Below are 18,233 nucleotides of genomic sequence, written 5' to 3' on the forward strand. Positions count from 1 at the left end.
CTCCATGTCACACACACCCGATGCGCGCCGCGAGGCGGAGGTCCGGCACACGCCGGACGCCGCCTCGTGGCGCATCGCCCTCGACCACGCCTCCGTCACCTACCCCAACGGCACTCGCGCACTGCGCGATGTCTCCCTCACCATTGAGCCCGGCGAGATGGTATCGATCGTGGGGCTCTCCGGATCTGGCAAGTCCACGCTCATCCGCACGATCAACGGACTCGTGCCCGTCACTTCGGGCGCCGTCACCGTCGGCCCGCACCGGATCTCCGAGCTGCGCGGTCGCCCCCTGCGGGAGGCGCGCGGCCACATCGGCATGATCTTCCAGGCCTTCAACCTTGCCGAGCGCGCGAGCGTCTACCGCAATACGCTCGTGGGCCGCTTCGCGCACTCGCCCGCGTACCGCACCCTGCTTGGGATCCCGAGCGCGCAGGACCGCGAGATCGCGCTGCGCGCCCTCGACTCCGTGGGCATCCTCGACAAAGTGTGGACTCGCGCCGGTTCGCTCTCGGGCGGACAGAAGCAGCGCGTGGCGATCGCCCGCGCCCTGTCCCAGGAGCCGAGCGTCATGCTCGCCGACGAGCCCGTGGCGAGCCTCGACCCGCCCACCGCGCACTCCGTGATGGCGGATCTCGCTCGCATCAACGCGGAGCGCGGCCTCACCGTGCTGATCAACATCCACCTCATGGACCTCGCACGCCAGTACACCACCCGCATGATCGGGCTGCGCGATGGAGCGGTGGTCTACGACGGCCCCGCGGCCGAGGCGCGCGATGCCGACTTCGAGGAGATCTACGGCCGCCCGATCCAACCTCGCGACCGGCTCGGGACGCGCGCATGACCGTGTTCGCGCCGAACGCAGCCTCCCCCGAAGCCCTCGCGCTGCCCCCGCGGCCGCGCAATTGGCTGCGCATCGTCCTGATCGTCGCCGCGGTGGCCGCGTTCACCGCGGCAACCTGCCTCCCCGCGATCGGTGGGATCGAACTCGATCTCGCCGCCATCGCGAAGAACTGGCGCAACGGCGCGGAGAAGATCGCGCAGCTCCTGCAGCCGAACCTCGCGTTCCTCCCCCGCACCTGGGCGCCCATGCTCGAGACGCTGCAGATGGCGCTCGTGGGCGCCGTGCTCGCCGCGATCCTCTCCGTGCCGCTCACGCTGTGGGCCGCGTCCCCCACGAACCCGAACGGGATCACGCGCGGCATCGTGCGCACCGCGGTCAACATCATCCGCGCGGTGCCCGACCTGGTGTACGCCACCGTACTTGTCGCGATGCTCGGGGTGGGCGCGCTCCCCGGCGTGGTCACCCTCGTGCTCTTCAACCTCGGCGTGGTGGTGAAACTCGTCTCCGAGGCCATCGACGCATCCGACCACAGCTACATGGAGGCGGGCCGGGCGGCCGGCGGCACACAGTTCCAGATCAACCGAGCCACGGCGCTGCCGCAGGTGTGGCCGCTCTTCACGAACCAGTGGCTCTACGCGCTCGAACTGAATGTGCGCATCTCCGCCATCCTCGGCATCGTGGGCGCCGGCGGCATCGGGCGCCTGCTCGACGAGCGACGCGGCTTTTACGCCTACTCCGATGTCTCCGTGATCATCCTCGAGATCCTGGTCGTCGTCATCGCGATCGAGATCCTCTCGAACCTGCTGCGCAGGAGGCTTGTATGACCCAGACCGCCCTCACCCCACCGCCCGCCACCCGAGGCACCTCCGCGCCAAGCAGTTCCCGGCACCGCGGCGCTGAACTCCAGCTGCCCGAGCGACCCTCGCGTCTCGCCGCGACGCTGTGGTCGATTCTCGCCGCGCTCGTCATCCTCATCGCCGCTGGCGGGCTACAGATCTCCTGGGCTGACCTTCCCGAACTGCCGGGCCGCATCGCGAACTACCTGTGGCTCATGTTTGAGTCGCCGAACTGGGAGAAGCTCCCCCGCGCGCTCTTTGAGACGTGGCGCTCTATCTCGATGGCGTGGCTCGGCGCGCTCCTGTGCGTCGTCATCTCGATCCCACTCGGCATGCTCGCCGCGACCGGAGTGGGCCCGCTCTGGCTGCGCGGGATCCTGCGCGGCCTCTTCGCCGTGATCCGGGCCGTGCCCGAGGTCATCATTGCGCTCGTACTGCTGACCGTCACTGGGCTCACCCCGCTCACCGGCGCGCTCGCGCTCGGGATCGCGGGCATCGGCACGCAGGGCAAGTGGGTGTACGAGACCGTCGAGTCGGTGCGCGATGGCGCCCCGGAGGCGGTGCGCGCGGCGGGCGGCACGACGGCCGAGGTCACCCGGTGGGCGCTCTGGCCCGCCGTGGCCCCCGCGCTCCTCTCGTTTGCGCTCTATCGATTCGAGATCAACATCCGCACCTCGGCCGTGCTCGGCCTCGTGGGGGCCGGCGGCATCGGCAGTATGCTCTCGAACTACACGAACTACCGACAGTGGGACACCGTCGGCATGCTGCTGATCGTCGTGATCGTGGCCACCATGATTATGGACACCATCTCCGGGGCGATCCGCCGCCGGCTCATGAGCGGAGGACGGGCATGACCTGGACCGGATCCCCCGAGGCGCGACCGAGCGTGCGGATTGCCGCCCTCGCGACGGGCCTGCAGAAAACCGAACGCAAAGTCGCAGAGGCAATCGCGCAGGATCGCGGGCGCGCGGTCGAACTCACCGCGCAGGAGCTCGCCGAGTGGGTGGGCGTGGGGCGCACCACCGTCATTCGTGCGGCGCAGTCCCTCGGCTACGAGGGCTACCCGCAGCTGCGCGTCGCGCTCGTGCAGGAGCTGGCGTTGGAGTCTGCCGCGCAGCGCAGCGACGCCACCGTGCCCGCCGCCGACGGGAGCGCGCTCGGGGCGCTGCGCAGCCGCATCGCGCAAGTGGGCGCCCGGCTCGGAGACACGCTCGCCGCGCTCACCCCCGAAGCCGTCGATGGGTTTCTCGACGCGCTCGAGCACTCTGACCGCGTGCTGGTGGTTGCCAACGGGCTGTCCGGGCCGCTCGGGCTCGCGCTCGTGATGCGTCTCAACGCGGCCGGCCGCTCGGTGGAGCACTTCGCGGACCCGATTGCGCAGCAGATCGCGGCGCGGCAGCTCGGCGCCGGGTCCGCGTGCATCGTGTTTTCCGGCTCCGGCGCGAACCGCCCCACCCTCGAGGCAATGGCCGCGGCCCGCGAGGGCGGTGCGCAGGTCATCGCGATCACCTCGTTCGCACGCTCCGCAATCGTCGCGCAGGCCGACACGGCGCTCGTCGTGCCGCCCATCAACGACAGCTTCCACGACGAGTTGATCCACACCTCGCGCGCGGCCCTCATGCTCCTCACGGAAGAGCTGGTCGACCTGTTCGTGGAGCGCAGCGGCGAGCGCGGACGTGCCGCACGCGCCGCCGCCCTCACCGTTCTCGCCGGAGCAATCGCCGAGTAGCTCGCCCTACTCGGCGGCGAGCACGCGCAGCTGGGCCACCGCCGGATCGAGCGCACCACGCACGTACCCGATGGGCGCAGCCGCGACCGCGCGCAGAAACTCGACCGTCTCACGTGTGATCTCCTCGCCCGGCAGCACGTTCGGGATCCCGGGCGGGTACGCGGAAAGCGCGTCAACGCTGACCCGTCCGATCGCATCCTGCGCGTCAACGGTACGGTGCGTACCGAAGTACGCCTCGCGGGGCCGCACTCGGAGCGCGCCGGGGCGGGGCAGCGGCGGGATCGCGTCAAGCCCCATGAGCCCTCCACCGCCGTGCTCCGCGTGCAGGGTGTCGAGCGCAGCGAACAGGCGATCCAAATCGGGGAGCTTCCCGGGGCCCACAAACGCGACCACCGCGCTCACTGTAGCGATCTCGAGGTACACGGCGAAGCGCTCCCCGAGCAGGCTGCGCACCGCGTGCCCCGTGAGCCCGGTGCTCGTCACGTCGATGGAGACGCGCATCGGGTCGTCGGCAACAATGTCGCTGAACTCGCCGAAGCTGTCGGACACGATCGGGAAGCGGCCGTCCTGTCGCAGCCGCTCGCGGAACGCCGCGACCGCCGCGACCGACTCGGCGAACCCCTCGCCGTCCTCGAGCGTGGCGCGTGCAATGTCGAGCGAGCCGAGCAACAGCGCGCTCTCGCTCGTGCTCTGCGTCAGCATGAAAGCGCGCTCGAGCAGCGGCGCGAACTCATCCGCGAACGGCCCTTCGCCCAGGTGGATCATGGCCGACTGCGTGAAGCTACCGCCCAGCTTGTGCGTACTCGAAATCACGATGTCGGCGCCCAGTCGAGTGGGTGACTCGGGGAAGGACTCGTGGAATCCGAAGTGCGCGCCCCACGCGCCATCGACGATCAGTGGCACCCCTGCGGCACGGGTGACGCGCGAGATCGCGGCCACATCGGCCACCGCGCCAAAGTAGCTGGGGCTCACGATGTACACGGCTCCCACGTCCTCGCCTGCGGCCCGCGCCTCGGCGAGGTGCTCCTCAACCTGCGCAGCGGTGACGCCGTGGTGGATACCGCGCGCAGTGTCCACGCTCGGCATCATGAAGAAGGGGAACAGGTCTGCCACGAGCACACCATCGGTGAAGCTGGAGTGGGCGGAGCGCTGCATGAGCACCGCGGATCCTCGCCCGCGGCTACCGACCGCAATCGCGGCCATCCGGTTCGCCTGTGACGCGCCGTTCGTGAGGAACCAGGTGCTTCGCGCACTCCATGCTTCGGCCGCGAGCTCCTGCGCCCGCGCGAGCGGCGATCGCGGGCCCACGTCAATGCCCTCGATGAGTCGCGGAATGTCCATCGCGACCGCGCGCTCCCCCGCGAACTCGGCAAGTCGCCGACTCGGCCCCGCCGCCGTCGCACCGTGCCCGGGCACCATCAGCATGGTCGGCTGCCGCTGCATGTGCCGCTCAAGCGCTGACGCGTACGGGGTGCGATCCCCAGCGAAGGGGTACTCTGCGGGCTGTGTCACTGCGCATCCTTCCGGGTGGGTGCCCGCCGGTCTTCTGCGCCCGGTCGGCTCACCCACCCCACGCTAGTTGACCCCGTCGTTTCAAAACACCTTCACCAGGCTCACCGAGCGCGCAAGCTCGCGGAAACCGGCGCGCGCGTACAGCCCGTCCGCTCCCGTGGGGCTCTCGCTGTCGACGTCGAGCACGGCGCGCTCGAAGCCCTCCGCGCGGAGCGCTGCGAAGGTGCGGGCCAGGAGCGCCTGCGCGATTCCACGACCCCGCCAGGTACGCGCGACTCCCAGCACCTCGATGTATCCGAAGGTGAAGCCGTTCGGCTCCCACTCCTCCTCATTCACCTCAACGGTGAGCACGCCGGCAACCTCCTCGCTCCCGTCGGGCAGCGTGGCCACCACGACCGTACCCAGGTCTGGCCGGAACGCGGCAAGTCGCTCGGACGCCTGCCAGTCCTCGCGCGACGTGGGCTGACTGCCCCAGTGATCACGGAACGCCGCGTTGATCACCAACCGCGAAGGCTCCGACCAGGCCGGGCCGTACGGCTCGAACCGCAGCTCCGGCCCGAGCGGCACCTCGGCAATCGGCGCGGCAAGATCCCGATCCATGGTCATCCACCAGCGCACGCGAGCGTATCCGGCCCCCTCGAGCAGCGCGCGCGGTGCGGCGGCGTCCTCCTCAGCACCCGCGCTCAACCACCCGGGCAGCCGCAGTTCGGAGGCCGCGAGCTGCTGCAGTCCGCGCGCCTCCTGCCACGCAAGGATGGCGCTGCCGATGCCCTCGCGCCGCCGCTCTGGGTGCACGACGCCGTTCACGTGCACGGTCACCACGGTCTCGGCTTCCTCGTCTTGGTAGGCCTCGCCGTACGCGACCGCTCTCCCCTGCGCGTCGAACGCGATGACACTATCTCGATCGGGATCGAACCCAGCGCTGTCGAAGTCTTCCTCCAGCCCGTCAAGCCGTGGCACGAAACGCGGGTTGTCGACCGCGTTTGCCGCGCGCTGCAGCTCAAGCAGTGCGGGCAAGTCGGTGCGGCGCAGCGGGCGCCACTCGAGCCCCGCTCCCACCGCAGGAATCACGACCTCCGTGGGCGCGGTCACCCGCTGCGAGAGCGGCGGGAGCTCTTACCCGTTTCGTTCGGGTTGACCCGCAATGGCGGTGACCTGCGCGGTGTCTACCCCCTGGGTGCGAGATTCCGACCCGTGCGGTCCAGCGAACATCTCACGCCGCACATCGCCAGTGGCGTGCGCCGCATCCGTACTCTGCGATGCGTCGCGAACCGTGTCGCGATCGGGAGTATTCGTCATGGGTGGCCTCCAGCCTGTGCGGCGCCGGAACTTCCCGGGCGCGTCGGATTCTTAGAGTAACGAGGTCTGCGCTGGGCATTCACATAGATCTCACGGCTTCAGGCCCGGAATCCGTCCAGCAGCACCGCAAGCCCTCGCGCGAATACGGTCTCCGGCCCCCGAATGGGATCCCCTCCCGCGGCGTGGGCGAGCGCGTAGCTTGGCGCAGCTTCCGGGTCGACTGACGTCGAGGCTTCGTGCTCCGCGACGCCCGCGGTGAGGGCGCTCCCAATCACAAAATTGGAGAGCGCGTACGACGCTGCGAGCGGCTCTTCAACCCCTGCGCGCTTGAGCCCAACGATGAGCCGTTCAGAGAGGCGGAGGTAGTGAGGGCCGCGCGGCGTACGCTCTGCAATGATTCGGCACGCCCAGGGGTGATGTCGTAAGTGCTGAAAGAGTGCGTGCAGCACCTGTTCCGGGGCACTATCTGTCGATTCGCACAGCGCATGCAGCGTTGGATCTGCACCCAGCGCGCGATCCAACGCAAGATCAGCGAGGTCATCGACCGACCGAACACGTGAATACAGGCTTGGCGCGGTCACGCCGACGCTGGCTGCCACCGCACGCATGGTGAGTGCCGCATTGCCTCCCTCGTTGAGCAAGGCAAGAGCTGCCTCCGAGATCTGCTCGATTGCCACGGCACGCTCACGCTGCACGGGCTTGGGTTGTGTCCAGTAACTCACAGCACGAGCTTATCTAAACACTGTTAGTTTAAGCGAATGCTGAATTCTCGATTCCTTCCCGTTGAGGCCGGTACCACCCGGCTCCGCCCACTCGACGCTTCAGATGCTGCCACCTACGCCGAAGGGACTGCCGACCCAACCGTGCGGCAGTTCGCTCACCTCCCAGAACCCGAGTACACCTCCGCGTCAGTCCGCGCCATGATCGCCGCGACCGTCATGCCAGCACTTATCCGCGGAGATCTTGCCGTCCTCACGATCGCTGACGCAACGAGTGACGCTTTCGCAGGGAGTCTCGTACTGTTCGATGTGTCTGCAGAGTCCGCAGAAGTGGGGTTCTGGTTGCACCCTCGTCACCGTGGCCAAGGTCACGCCCAGCGCGCGCTCACTGCCGCGCGACAGTTCGCCACAGCGAGCGGTCTCCACACCCTCACCGCACAGACCGCGCGCGACAATGCCGCATCGCAGCGCACACTCGAAAACGCGGGGTTTGTGCGCGCCGCCACAACAACAGGCCGCACTCCCGCCGGCGCAGAAATCGAACTCGTACAGTACGGCCTCGAACTGTGCCCTGACGAAACACCAGAGGCTGATGCCTTTCGCGAGCAACACCCGACTGCCACACTGAAGGCATGACCTACTCTGCGCTCATCACCGGCGCCTCCGCAGGGCTTGGCGCCGAGTTCGCCAGGCAGCTCACCGCGCTCGGCGTCCACGTGATTCTTGTGGCGCGCGACGAGCAGCGTCTCACGCAGCTCGCCCACGAGCTCGATGCGAAGCGCACAACTGGCGATCCCAATCGAGACACTCCTCAGGCACCCACAGCCGAGGTCCTTGCCGCCGATCTCACCACCGAGGTGGGGCTCGAGCGCGTCGCCGCACGGCTCGCAGATGCTTCGCGGCCAGTCAACATCCTCATCAACAACGCCGGCTTCGGCGTCTATGCGAGCTTCGAGACGAGTGACATCGCCGACGAGCGCCGCATGCACGAGCTCCTATCGTGGGCCCCGCTGCGTCTCGCGCACGCCGCGCTACCGGGCATGCTGGCCCGTGGCGAAGGGTGGATTCTCAACGTTGCGAGCGTGGCCGCGTTCACACCCACCGGCACCTACGGCGCCGCGAAGGCCGCCGTGGTGTCGCTCTCCCGCTCGCTGAATGCGCGGTACCGTCGCCGCGGAGTGCGCGTCACCGCGCTCTGCCCCGGCCTCCTCGCTACCGAGTTCCACGAGCGCATGGGCGAGGAACACCTGCCGCAGCTGCCCCGCATCGCGTGGGCCGACACCCGGCGCGTGGCCCGCGAGGGTCTTCGCGCCCTGCACGCCGGGCGCTCCGTGCGAGTTTCCGACTGGCGCTACCGGCTCACAGCACCGCTCACGCGCCTGCTCCCCGACCGGCTGCTCGAGCGCATGACCACGACCAGCGCGCAGGCATCGGGCCGCCCCGCACACGACGATCACGGAGAATAGACGCATGACTGATTCGACGGCCGACGCGCTCCCCGATGACGTGCTGCAGTTCGCGCACGCGCTCTTCGACCTCGCACGCGCGGGCGATACGGCGCAACTGATCGCCGCGATCGAGCAGGGTGTGCCAGTCGATCTCACCGACCCGAAGGGCAACACGCTCCTCATGCTTGCCGCCTATCACGGGCACGCGGCGCTCGTCGTCGCGCTGGCAGAACGCGGCGCCGACCTCGACCGCGCCAACGATCGCGGGCAGACCCCGCTTGCGGGCGCCGTGTTCAAGCGCGACACCGCGGTGATCGAGGCGCTCATGTCGCGCGGCGCTGACCCAGATGCGGGCACCCCGACGGCGCGCGCCACTGCCGCCATGTTTGAGGTCGAGCTCCCCTTCGATGGCGCTGCTGCACCAGACACACCCGCCGGCCCCACTTCGACGCGCTAGCCCGCAGCGCAACCCCAGCAACGGGGCCCGGTCAGCTGCTCCCGCACGTGGGGTGAGTAGCCGACCCGGCGAGTCATGCGCTGTTCGCGGCGGTCCGTCTTGCATGGGCGCCCGCGAGCTGCGCACGCATGTCCTCCGCACTGATCACCTGCGACGGCTCAGCGAGCAACTCATCGTAGGCCGTCGCGACCTCGGTCTGCAGCCAGGACTCGACGGCCTCATCACGGGCGAACAATGCCCGCAGACCATCGCGTACAACTTCGCTCTCACTCGCGTAAGCGCCGGACGAGACACGCTCTTTCAACGCTTCAGCCATGGCTGTGGGAAGGGTAATGCTGAGCTGTTTGGTCGTGCGCATCGCGATTCCTGTCTACGAAGTAGGACTTAATCCTACTTGGCTTCTCTCACCTTGCCCAGGAGCTCCGCATAGGGTGAGGGAACCCGCCTCCTCACGAGTGGGTCGGCGGGAAACCAAGATGCCCGGCGGGATCCCGACCGGGCTGCTGCTGAGCAAGGAGGCACCGCATGACCATTCCGTCGACGATGCAGGCGTACCGAATTCCGGCCTGGGGAGAACCCGCCCGTTTCATGGAGGTGGAGGTGCCGACGCCGGGAGCCGGGGAGGTTCTTGTGCAGGTTGCGGGGGCCGGGCTCTGCCACTCGGACTTCGGCATGCAGCAGATGCCCGCCGAGTACGGCGCTGCCCTCGGCTGGCAGATGCCCTTTACTCTCGGGCACGAAACCGGTGGCACCGTCGCAGCGATCGGTTCGGGCGTCACAAAGGTCGAGGTTGGCCAGGCCGTTGCACTCGTCTCGCCTTCCTCGTGCGGCGCCTGCGAGTTCTGCCTCACCGGGCACGACAACAACTGCCCCTTCGGCGCGAGCGGCCGCGGGTACGGGCGCGACGGTGGCCTCGCGCCCTACGTGCTCGTTGATTCCGAGCGGGCGCTCATCCCCCTCGACACACTCGACCCGGCAACGGTTGGCCCGCTCACTGACGCGGGGAACACCGCGATGCACGCAGTGAAGCGCGTGCTTCCAAAACTCGGCGCGGGATCGAGCGCGGTCGTCATCGGTGCGGGCGGCCTCGGCGCCTTCGCGATCCAAATCATTCGGGCGCTCTCGGGCGCCACCGTGATTGCGGTCGACACCAATCCGCAGCGCCTCGAGATCGCGCTGGAGCTCGGCGCGCACCACACCCTCACTGGCGTGAGCGACACCACAGTCAGCGAAATCCAGGCGCTCACCGGCAGCATCGGCGCGAACGCAATCCTCGACTTCGCCGGTTTTGACGCAACAATCGCCGCTGGGCTCGCCGCGACACGCCCCGGCGGCTCGTACGGTCTCGTTGGCGCCGGCGGCGGCAAGCTCGACGCCCAGTGGTTTGGTGCGCTCCCGCGCGACGGCGAGGTGTTCGCGTTCCAAGGCGGCACAATTGCGGACACCCACGACGTCATTTCCCTCGCCGAGAGCGGTGCGATCCGCAACGACGTCGACACCTACCCGTTCGAGCGTGTCGCGGAGGCTTACGAGGACCTCCACGCCGGACGCCTTCGCGGCCGCGCGGTGATCCTGCTGTAGTTCGGGCGCCTCACCGGAAACACAAAAACGGCGGGATCCGAAAGGATCCCGCCGTTACTCGTGCGCGAGGGGGGACTTGAACCCCCACGCCCTTGCGGGCACTGGCACCTGAAGCCAGCGCGTCTGCCAATTCCGCCACTCGCGCGAGTTGTTGTTCTGAGCGTTTCTGCTCAGGCAACTCCACTACCTTAGCAGCTCAAGCCCCTTCACACCAAAGCGGGCTAAACTGGGGAAAGACGACACCGTCGACCGGCGGTGCCAAGCGAAAGGGCGATACCAACACGTGGGCATTCTCGACAGCGTAGAGCGTGGGCTCGAACGTGCCGTCAACGGCGCATTCGCCCGCACCTTCCGCTCAGGTGTGCAGCCGGTTGAGATCGCTTCGGCGCTCAAACGCGAGCTGGATATCGGAGCTGTGGTCGTGGATCGCGACCGCATTCTGGCCCCCAACCGCTTTATTGTGCGCCTCGCACCGAAGGACGCCGATCGACTGATCGGCATGGGCTCGTCCCTGCAACAGGAGCTCGTCGGCGTCGTGCTGAAGCACGCGCGCCGCCAGAATTACCAGTTGATGAGCGATCCGTACATCGAGCTGCAGGCAGATGAGTCACTCACCACCGGTGTGCTTGAGATCACCGCGACGCAGGTGGAGGGCTCCGTGAACTGGGTCGCCGCCATCGACGTCGATGGGCAGCGCCACGAATTGCCGCGCGGCACCACCACAGTGGGTCGCGGTTCGGACTGCGGCATTCGCATTACCGACACTGCAGCCTCACGCAAACACCTTGAGATCATCTGGGATGGCTCCGCGGGCATCGCGCGCGACCTTGGCTCGACCAATGGCTCGAAGATTAACGGCCAGCGCTTCCGCGAGGCGGCACTGCAGCCCGGCATCACCTTCACGATCGGGCAGACGGCGCTCACCTTCCAACTGGTGCCCGCGCACGATCCTGCCGCTCAGCGGCAGACGCCCCCGGCCGCCAGCCCGACCGTGCCGTTCTCAGCTCCGGATCCGGCCCAGCCCGCACCGGCAGCACCGCGCCCGTCGGCGACGCCGCCCGCGGCACAGGTGCCCCCCGCGGCCGATCCCGGGAATTTTCCGCCGCGAACGCGGCAGGGCAGCCCGCCACAAGCGCCACGCGCCAAGCGCGCAGTGGACGGCGAGGCGCCCGGTGTCGATGAGGACTTCTGGAGAGGCCTATGAGTGAGCTCACGCTCCTGATCCTGCGGATCGGTTTCCTGCTGCTGCTGTGGCTATTCATCTTCGCGATCGTGTACGCGCTGCGCAGCGATTTGTTCGGCGCCCCGGTGCGCCGCATGCGCGGTGACGCGGCCGCGAGCGGGAACAACGCCGGCGGCTCTCCCGTTATCGCCGCGGCGGCCCCAGTAGCCGCAGCCCCGGCAGCGCCCGCACCAGCGGCACCTGCACCCGCGCCGCACTCCGGCCCCGCGATCACTCCTTCGGGCGGCGCACTGCCCACCGCCGGCGGAGCGCAGTCGGCACCCAGCTTCACCCCCGCGGGCGCGCCAGGCACGCTCGCCATCACGTCCGGTGTCGCCACTGGAACGACAATCACGCTCGACGAAGACACCGTGACGATCGGTCGCAGCGGCGACTCCACGCTGGTCATCGTCGACGAGTACACGTCCACATACCACGCACGTCTCGTCCGCTCGGGCGAACAGTGGATTCTCACTGACCTCGACTCAACGAACGGCACGAAGCTCGACGGCGTGCGCGTCACGAAGCCCGTGCAGGTGCCCCCGTACACGCCCGTCACGATCGGCACCACCACGTTCGAGTTGAGGCCCTGAGCGTGACGATCGCTTACGAAAGCGCCATCGGCTCCCATGTGGGGATGGTGCGGTCAAACAACCAGGACTCCGCGTTCGCGGGCGACCACCTGTTCCTGGTAGCCGATGGCATGGGCGGCCACGCGGGCGGCGACGTTGCCTCGGCAATTGCCGCGAAAGAGATGTCGGAGTTCGATCAGCCGCCGCTCGGCAGCCCCGAAGCGTCGACGAACACCCTGCGCACCGCGGTGCTCGAGACCAACGCGAAGCTCCGCGCAACGGTGCAGGATCGCCCCGAGCTCGCGGGCATGGGTACCACCTTTACGGGGTTCCTCACCGTCGGCTCGCAGCTCGCACTCGCCCACATCGGCGACTCGCGCCTCTACCTCCTGCGAAACAACGAGCTTCGTCAGATCACGAAGGATCACACCTTCGTGCAGCGACTCGTCGACAGCGGCAAGATCACCGAGGAGGAGGCGAAGACCCACCCGCGGCGCTCAGTGCTGATGCGCGTGCTCGGTGACGTTGACTCGTCACCGCAGGTGGATACCCAGGTGCTCGACACGCTGCCGGGTGATGTCTGGCTGCTCTGCTCCGACGGTCTCTGCGGCTACGTCGAGGACGTCGACATCGAGAAGATCCTCCGCCGCCGCAGTTCACTGCAGGGCGCGGTCGACGGACTCATTGACAAGAGCCTCTCGCACGGCGCACCCGACAACGTGACCGTGGTGCTCGTGGAGACCGTCGAGGAGCCGGATCGCGACCCCTCGGACACGCTCGAGTTCCCGAAGTCGAACCGCCGCTTTGCGGGATCCGCCGCGACGGCGCCCGCACCGCGCGACGGCACGACCTCGACCGCGCGCACCCGCATCCTCAGCCGGCGCCCCGTTCGCCGCCCACCCGTCATCGCCGAGAGCCACTTCGAGCCCCGCGTCGACGAGTACCTTGCTGAGCTCATCGCCGAGACGAAGCGGCGCAATCGCCGCCGCCGCCTGCTGTGGGCGCTCGGCGGGCTCTGCATTCTGCTCGGGATCGCTGGCGTGCTGACCGTCGGCTACCAGTGGACGCAAACGCGCTACTTCGTGGGCACCGACGGCCAGACCGTAATCATCTACCAGGGTGTGCAGCAGAACATCGGTTCGATCTCGCTCCACTCCGTCGCCGAGGACACCGAGATCCCGGTGTCAAAGCTGGATGGGCTGGAGCAGCGCCAGGTGGAACGCACACTTCCCGCGGGCTCCATCGAGGAGGCACGTGAGATCGTGCTTCGTTTGGGGGTGCACGATGAGTGATTCCGCATCGCCTGCCGGCGAGCCTCGCACGTTCGAGAAGACCCGCACCAGCGAGACCGTGCTGCAGCGCATCACCGCGCTACGCGCCCCCCGCCTGCTGCTCGGGCTGGAGCTCTCGCTGCTGATCTTCGCGATCGCGATCGGCGTCGCCGCCGTGATCATCATCGATCTCACGGTGCAGGGCGAGGTCACCACGACGCTGCTGCCCGCTGGCGCGCTCTTCGTGGCGTCACTCTTCGCGCTGCACTTCACGATCCGCAAGATCGCGCCAGACGCCGACCCGCTCATCATGCCCATCGCGGCCATGCTGAACTTCGTGGGTGTCGCGATGATCTACCGCCTAGACCTCGCGAAGGATCTCTCCGGCTGGAGCTCCGACGCCATGCGCCAGCTCGTGTGGTCGACCGTGGCAGTTGTTGCCGCCATCGTCGTGCTCGCGGTGATTCGCAACCACATGGTGCTGTTCCGCTACACGTATCTCATGGGCCTCGGCGCGGTGATTCTGCTGCTGCTCCCCATGCTCCCGGGCATCGGCGCAACCATCAACGGCGCGCGTGTCTGGATTCGCATCGGCGAGAACTTCTCCTTCCAGCCCGGTGAGATCGCCAAGATCTTGCTCGCGATCTTCTTCGCGGGGTACCTCGTGCGCAATCGCGATTCGCTCGCGATGGTGGGCAAGAAGGTGCTGGGCATTCGCTTCCCCCGCGGGCGCGACCTCGGCCCGCTGCTCGTGTTCTGGCTCGCCGCGATGAGCGTGCTCGTGTTCCAGCGCGACCTCGGCACCTCGCTGCTCTACTTCGGCCTGTTCCTCTCGATGCTCTACATCGCGACCGGCAGAATCGGGTGGATCATTCTCGGGGTGGGGCTCTTCCTCGTGGGTGGCATCACCGCGAGCCAAACGCTCGAGTACGTCAACCGTCGCTTCGTGAACTGGCTCGACCCCTTCGCCGACCCGTTCAACGCGAGCCACCAGATGGTGCAGGGCCTCTTCGGCATGGCCAACGGCGGCATGACGGGCACGGGCCTCGGCCAGGGTTACCCCACCGACACCCCGCTCGCGCAGAGCGACTACATCATCCCGAGCCTCGGCGAAGAACTCGGCCTCATCGGGCTGTTTGTCATTCTCGCCGCGTACCTGTTGCTTGTGGGCCGTGGCCTGCGGATCGGCTTCGCCGGCCAGGATGACTTCGGCAAGCTGCTCGCCTCCGGGCTTGCGTTCACGCTCGCGCTGCAGGTCTTCATCGTGGTCGGCGGCGTGACCCGCCTGATCCCGCTCACCGGCCTCACCGCCCCGTTCCTCGCGGCGGGCGGCTCCTCCCTGGTGTCGAACTGGATCATCATCGCGTTGCTGATCCTGCTCTCGAACTCTGTCCGAAACCGCCCGAAGTTGGTGATCCGCGCATGAACAAACAGCTGAAGTTCCTCACGCGCACCGTGTTCATCATGTTCCTGGCGCTGTTCTTCTCGGTCACGATGATTCAGTTCGTGAACGCCGATGAGCTGCGCGCCAACGAGCTGAACATGCGCACCGTGAAGAACGGGTACAAGATCGAGCGCGGCTCGATCCTGGTCGATGGCGATCCGATCGCGTACTCGACGCCGACGAGCGACACCTACCGCTTCCTGCGGCAGTACTCCGACGGCGCGCTCTACTCGCCGATCACGGGCTACTTCTCGCACTCGCAAGGCATCACCGGCCTCGAGTCGGCGATGAATCAGGAGCTCTCGGGCAGCGGCGACTCGCTCTTCTTCACGCGCATCATGAACACGATCAACGGCGTCGCGCCGCAGGGCAGCTCCGTGCAGACCACGATTGACCCGAAGGTGCAGGCCTCGGCTGCCGCTGCCATGACCGAGCAGGGCTTCGAGGGCGCCGTCGTGGCCATCGAACCGAAGACCGGCCGAATTCTGGCGCTCGTCTCGACGCCGAGTTTCGATCCCAATCTGCTGTCGTCAAACAGCGATGCCGAGATTATTGCGAACTATTCGCAGCTCGATAAGGATCCGGGCCAGCCGCTGCAGAACCGCGCCATTGCGGGCGATCTCTACCATCCCGGGTCCGTGTACAAGCTGCTCGTCGCGGCCGCCGCGATTGAGAATGGTGAGGCGACGCCGAGCTCGCAGTTTGCGAACCCGGCCGAGCTGCCGCTGCCGCAGACAAGCAACGTGATGCAGAATGCGTCGCGCACCACGTGCGGCACAGGCGACAAGGCCACGCTCGAGCAGGCGATCGTGATGTCGTGCAACATTCCCATCGCCGAGCTCGCGATGAAGATGGACCCGGACACTGTGCCCGAGATGGCGCGCGCCTTTGGCTTCGAGCAGGAACTCAGTGTGCCGCTCACAGTTACGCCGAGCGTTTCGCCGACGCCCGAGGACAAGGCGCAGACCGCGCTCTCCTCGATCGGGCAGCTCGACGTGCGCGCCACGCCGCTGCAGATGGCCATGGTGTCGGCCGGCATCGCCAACGGCGGCACGGTCATGAAGCCGACCCTCGTTGATCAGGTCATCACCCCTGATCTGCGTGTGTCGACCCAGGTTACGCCCGAAGAATTCGCCAAGCCGATTTCGGAGAAGACGGCGAGCGCGGTTGCTGGGATGATGGAGAAGGGCGTCTCCGCACAGGAGGGGCTTGCGCGCCAGTCAGGAATCCCTGGAGTGCGCGTGGCCGGCAAGACGGGCACCGCGGAGAACGGCACCACCGCCGAGGGGAATGCACTTCCCTTTACGCTGTGGTACACGGGATTCGCTCCGGTGGACGATCCAAAGGTTGCCGTCGCAGTCGTGGTGGAGGACGGCGGCGGAGAAGCATACGGTTACGAGGGGGGCTCGTACGACCTCCCGACAGCCGTCGGAAAACGAGTAATGGAAGCGGTGTTGAGCGAATGAGACCAGCTGCAGGGATCACATTCGGCGGACGCTACGAGCTGAGCTCGCGGATCGCCGTCGGCGGCATGGGCGAGGTCTGGAACGCCACCGACAGCATCATCGGGCGCACCGTGGCGATCAAGATCCTCAAGGACGAGTACATGGGGGACCCCGGGTTCCTCGAGCGGTTCCGCGCCGAGGCGCGTCACGCTGCCCTCGTGAACCATGAGGGCATCGCGAACGTCTTTGACTATGGCGAGGAGCAGGGCTCCGCGTACATTGTCATGGAGCTCGTGCCCGGCGAACCGCTCTCCGCGATCATCGACCGCGAGGGTCGCCTGCCGGCCAACCGCGTGCTCGGCATTGTCGCGCAGACCGCGACGTCGCTGCAGGCCGCACACGACGCCGGCCTCGTGCACCGCGACATCAAGCCCGGCAACCTGCTGATCACGCCCGAGGGACGCGTCAAGATCACCGACTTCGGGATCGCGCGCATTGCCGACCAGGTGCCGCTCACGGCGACCGGTCAGGTGATGGGCACGGTGCAGTACCTCGCGCCCGAACAGGCCAGTGGCCACACCGCGACCCCAGCGACCGACATCTACTCGCTGGGCGTTGTTGCCTACGAGTGCTTGGCGGGCAAGCGCCCCTTCACGGGCGAGTCGCAGGTGGCCATCGCGATGGCGCAGATCAACGACACCCCGCCGGATCTTCCCGCGGATGTGCCGGAGCCCGTGCGCAACCTTGTGTATGCGTGCCTCGCAAAGGATGCAGCCGGACGCCCGGAGACCGCTGCGAAGCTCGCTCAGGCCGCGACCGCGCTGCACCGCGGTGATGTGCGCCTGGCGGCGAGCTACGTGCCGCAGGTGCTCGGCGAGACCGCGCCCGCAACGACCGTGCTCGAAGGACAGACCACGGTGATGGATGCGGCGACCACGGCGCTGCCGCGCACCACCGCGCTGCCCGGCCAGACTGCCACGACCGCCGCCCTCGGCGCCGACGGCGAAGAGCTGGAGGCCGCGGAAGGCGACCTGAAGAAAAAGAAGAAGAGCCCCTGGACGTGGCCACTCATCACCCTGCTCGCGCTGCTGCTCCTGATCGGTGGCGGTACCGTTTACGCGCTGATCAGCGGCAACAGTGCCGAGAAGAAGCCGACGTCGCCCAGCACGTCGAAGACCACTACCTCGAAAAAGCCCACGACGCCGGCGCCCGAGACCACCGGTGTGGTCGATGAGGGCCAGCTCCTCGGTATGAAGGTGGACGAGGCGAAGGCCTTCCTCGAGGGCCAGGGCTTCACGAACGTGCGCACGGCACCCGGCAACCAGGCACCCGACAATCAGGTGAACAATGTGACCGACGTGAACCCCGTTGGTGACAAGGTGCCGTTCGATCAGGCGATCACGCTGACGTTCAACGTCGCCTTCGGTGAGGTGAACGCCCCGAGCGCTCCCACCGCGAGCCCCGCGACCGTCGACGCCGGCGCAGTGAGCAACGTGAGCTGGGGGGTAGCAAGCTGCCCCACCGGCCTTACCCTCCAGGCGTACAACGTGCAAATCTCCGGTGACGGCTCGGGTCCGGGCTCGACACAGTCGACGAACGTCACGATCACGGCGAACACGCCCGAAGCGGGCGCGAACGATGGCCAGATCTCGGTGACGTACTCAGTGACCTGCGGCGACGGTTCGTCGGTGACGCGCGAGTCGGCGAAGTCGGACCCGGTGACCATCACGGTGAAGGCCCCGCCGAAGCCGACGACGCCGCCAACCACGCCGCCGACCACGAGCCCTGATCCCGATGGCGGGGATTCGGGCGAGTAACCCGCGCGCGGGCTCCGGGAACGGGGCCCGCTTCCCGATA

General features: G+C 67.7%; 18 protein-coding genes and 1 tRNA gene. 14 read left to right on the forward strand and 5 right to left on the reverse strand.

Annotated elements, in window-relative coordinates; all coding sequences use genetic code 11:
• The first annotated feature begins 4 nt into the window (after window positions 1-4).
• From phnC to D3226_RS00415, 4 genes are read left to right on the forward strand one after another with little or no spacing between them, the layout of a single operon-like run.
• Window positions 5-841, forward strand: coding sequence for a phosphonate ABC transporter ATP-binding protein (gene phnC, locus D3226_RS00400; protein ID WP_202380477.1), 837 nt, complete (start codon window positions 5-7; stop codon window positions 839-841).
• On the forward strand, window positions 838-1,665 hold the full coding sequence (phnE, locus tag D3226_RS00405; RefSeq protein ID WP_202380478.1) for a phosphonate ABC transporter, permease protein PhnE: 828 nt from the start codon (window positions 838-840) through the stop codon (window positions 1,663-1,665). The genes phnC and phnE (D3226_RS00405) overlap by 4 nt, the downstream gene beginning before the upstream one ends.
• Window positions 1,662-2,531: a phosphonate ABC transporter, permease protein PhnE gene (phnE, locus tag D3226_RS00410; protein WP_202380479.1), complete on the forward strand. Its 870-nt coding sequence runs from the start codon at window positions 1,662-1,664 to the stop codon at window positions 2,529-2,531. The genes phnE (D3226_RS00405) and phnE (D3226_RS00410) overlap by 4 nt, the downstream gene beginning before the upstream one ends.
• Window positions 2,528-3,406, forward strand: coding sequence for a MurR/RpiR family transcriptional regulator (locus D3226_RS00415; RefSeq protein WP_202380480.1), 879 nt, complete (start codon window positions 2,528-2,530; stop codon window positions 3,404-3,406). Before phnE (D3226_RS00410) ends, D3226_RS00415 begins: the two co-directional genes overlap by 4 nt.
• Before the next feature lie 6 nt (window positions 3,407-3,412).
• Here D3226_RS00415 and D3226_RS00420 read toward each other — a convergent pair whose 3' ends face one another.
• The 3 genes from D3226_RS00420 to D3226_RS00430 all read right to left on the reverse strand — a co-directional run bounded on the left by D3226_RS00420 (window position 3,413) and on the right by D3226_RS00430 (window position 6,939).
• The gene (locus tag D3226_RS00420; protein WP_337248852.1) at window positions 3,413-4,918 is read right to left on the reverse strand and encodes an aminotransferase class I/II-fold pyridoxal phosphate-dependent enzyme; all 1,506 of its coding nucleotides are present in this window, start codon (window positions 4,916-4,918) and stop codon (window positions 3,413-3,415) included.
• Window positions 4,919-4,999: 81 nt separating this feature from the next.
• On the reverse strand, window positions 5,000-6,010 hold the full coding sequence (locus D3226_RS14960; RefSeq protein ID WP_202380481.1) for a GNAT family N-acetyltransferase: 1,011 nt from the start codon (window positions 6,008-6,010) through the stop codon (window positions 5,000-5,002).
• Between the two features lie 305 nt (window positions 6,011-6,315).
• A complete protein-coding gene (locus D3226_RS00430) occupies window positions 6,316-6,939 on the reverse strand; it encodes a TetR/AcrR family transcriptional regulator (protein ID WP_337248853.1) in 624 nt (207 codons plus the stop codon).
• Between the two features lie 36 nt (window positions 6,940-6,975).
• On the opposite strand from D3226_RS00430, the gene D3226_RS00435 reads away from it, so the two are divergent.
• From D3226_RS00435 to D3226_RS00445, 3 genes are read left to right on the forward strand one after another with little or no spacing between them, the layout of a single operon-like run.
• A complete protein-coding gene (locus tag D3226_RS00435; RefSeq protein WP_202380482.1) occupies window positions 6,976-7,572 on the forward strand; it encodes a GNAT family N-acetyltransferase in 597 nt (198 codons plus the stop codon).
• Window positions 7,569-8,402 carry an SDR family NAD(P)-dependent oxidoreductase gene (locus tag D3226_RS00440; RefSeq protein ID WP_202380483.1) on the forward strand — a complete coding sequence of 278 codons (834 nt, stop codon included), beginning with the start codon at window positions 7,569-7,571 and terminating at the stop codon, window positions 8,400-8,402. The genes D3226_RS00435 and D3226_RS00440 overlap by 4 nt, the downstream gene beginning before the upstream one ends.
• 4 nt (window positions 8,403-8,406) lie before the next feature.
• The gene (locus D3226_RS00445) at window positions 8,407-8,841 is read left to right on the forward strand and encodes an ankyrin repeat domain-containing protein (protein WP_202380484.1); all 435 of its coding nucleotides are present in this window, start codon (window positions 8,407-8,409) and stop codon (window positions 8,839-8,841) included.
• Window positions 8,842-8,914: 73 nt separating this feature from the next.
• Here the strand turns inward: D3226_RS00445 and D3226_RS00450 are convergent, their stop codons facing one another.
• Window positions 8,915-9,199 (reverse strand): ribbon-helix-helix domain-containing protein, encoded by a 285-nt coding sequence (locus D3226_RS00450; protein WP_202380485.1) that lies wholly within the window; start codon window positions 9,197-9,199, stop codon window positions 8,915-8,917.
• 167 nt (window positions 9,200-9,366) lie between these two features.
• Here D3226_RS00450 and D3226_RS00455 point away from each other — a divergent pair, with 167 nt between their 5' ends.
• Window positions 9,367-10,422 carry an NAD(P)-dependent alcohol dehydrogenase gene (locus D3226_RS00455; protein ID WP_202380486.1) on the forward strand — a complete coding sequence of 352 codons (1,056 nt, stop codon included), beginning with the start codon at window positions 9,367-9,369 and terminating at the stop codon, window positions 10,420-10,422.
• Window positions 10,423-10,483: 61 nt separating this feature from the next.
• Here the strand turns inward: D3226_RS00455 and D3226_RS00460 are convergent.
• Window positions 10,484-10,567: transfer RNA gene (locus D3226_RS00460), tRNA-Leu, on the reverse strand.
• A gap of 138 nt (window positions 10,568-10,705) precedes the next feature.
• Here D3226_RS00460 and D3226_RS00465 point away from each other — a divergent pair.
• From D3226_RS00465 to D3226_RS00490, 6 genes are read left to right on the forward strand one after another with little or no spacing between them, the layout of a single operon-like run.
• Window positions 10,706-11,626 (forward strand): FhaA domain-containing protein, encoded by a 921-nt coding sequence (locus tag D3226_RS00465; RefSeq protein WP_202380487.1) that lies wholly within the window; start codon window positions 10,706-10,708, stop codon window positions 11,624-11,626.
• Window positions 11,623-12,237, forward strand: coding sequence for an FHA domain-containing protein FhaB/FipA (locus D3226_RS00470; RefSeq protein WP_202380488.1), 615 nt, complete (start codon window positions 11,623-11,625; stop codon window positions 12,235-12,237). Before D3226_RS00465 ends, D3226_RS00470 begins: the two co-directional genes overlap by 4 nt.
• A gap of 2 nt (window positions 12,238-12,239) precedes the next feature.
• Window positions 12,240-13,508 carry a Stp1/IreP family PP2C-type Ser/Thr phosphatase gene (locus tag D3226_RS00475; RefSeq protein WP_202380489.1) on the forward strand — a complete coding sequence of 423 codons (1,269 nt, stop codon included), beginning with the start codon at window positions 12,240-12,242 and terminating at the stop codon, window positions 13,506-13,508.
• The gene (locus D3226_RS00480) at window positions 13,501-14,913 is read left to right on the forward strand and encodes an FtsW/RodA/SpoVE family cell cycle protein (protein ID WP_202380490.1); all 1,413 of its coding nucleotides are present in this window, start codon (window positions 13,501-13,503) and stop codon (window positions 14,911-14,913) included. The genes D3226_RS00475 and D3226_RS00480 overlap by 8 nt, the downstream gene beginning before the upstream one ends.
• Window positions 14,910-16,397 carry a peptidoglycan D,D-transpeptidase FtsI family protein gene (locus tag D3226_RS00485; RefSeq protein WP_202380491.1) on the forward strand — a complete coding sequence of 496 codons (1,488 nt, stop codon included), beginning with the start codon at window positions 14,910-14,912 and terminating at the stop codon, window positions 16,395-16,397. Before D3226_RS00480 ends, D3226_RS00485 begins: the two co-directional genes overlap by 4 nt.
• Window positions 16,394-18,193 carry a serine/threonine-protein kinase gene (locus D3226_RS00490; RefSeq protein WP_202380492.1) on the forward strand — a complete coding sequence of 600 codons (1,800 nt, stop codon included), beginning with the start codon at window positions 16,394-16,396 and terminating at the stop codon, window positions 18,191-18,193. The genes D3226_RS00485 and D3226_RS00490 overlap by 4 nt, the downstream gene beginning before the upstream one ends.
• Window positions 18,194-18,233: the final 40 nt, after the last annotated feature.

It is taken from the genome of Leucobacter chromiireducens subsp. chromiireducens (assembly GCF_016758255.1).
GTDB lineage: Bacteria > Actinomycetota > Actinomycetes > Actinomycetales > Microbacteriaceae > Leucobacter > Leucobacter chromiireducens.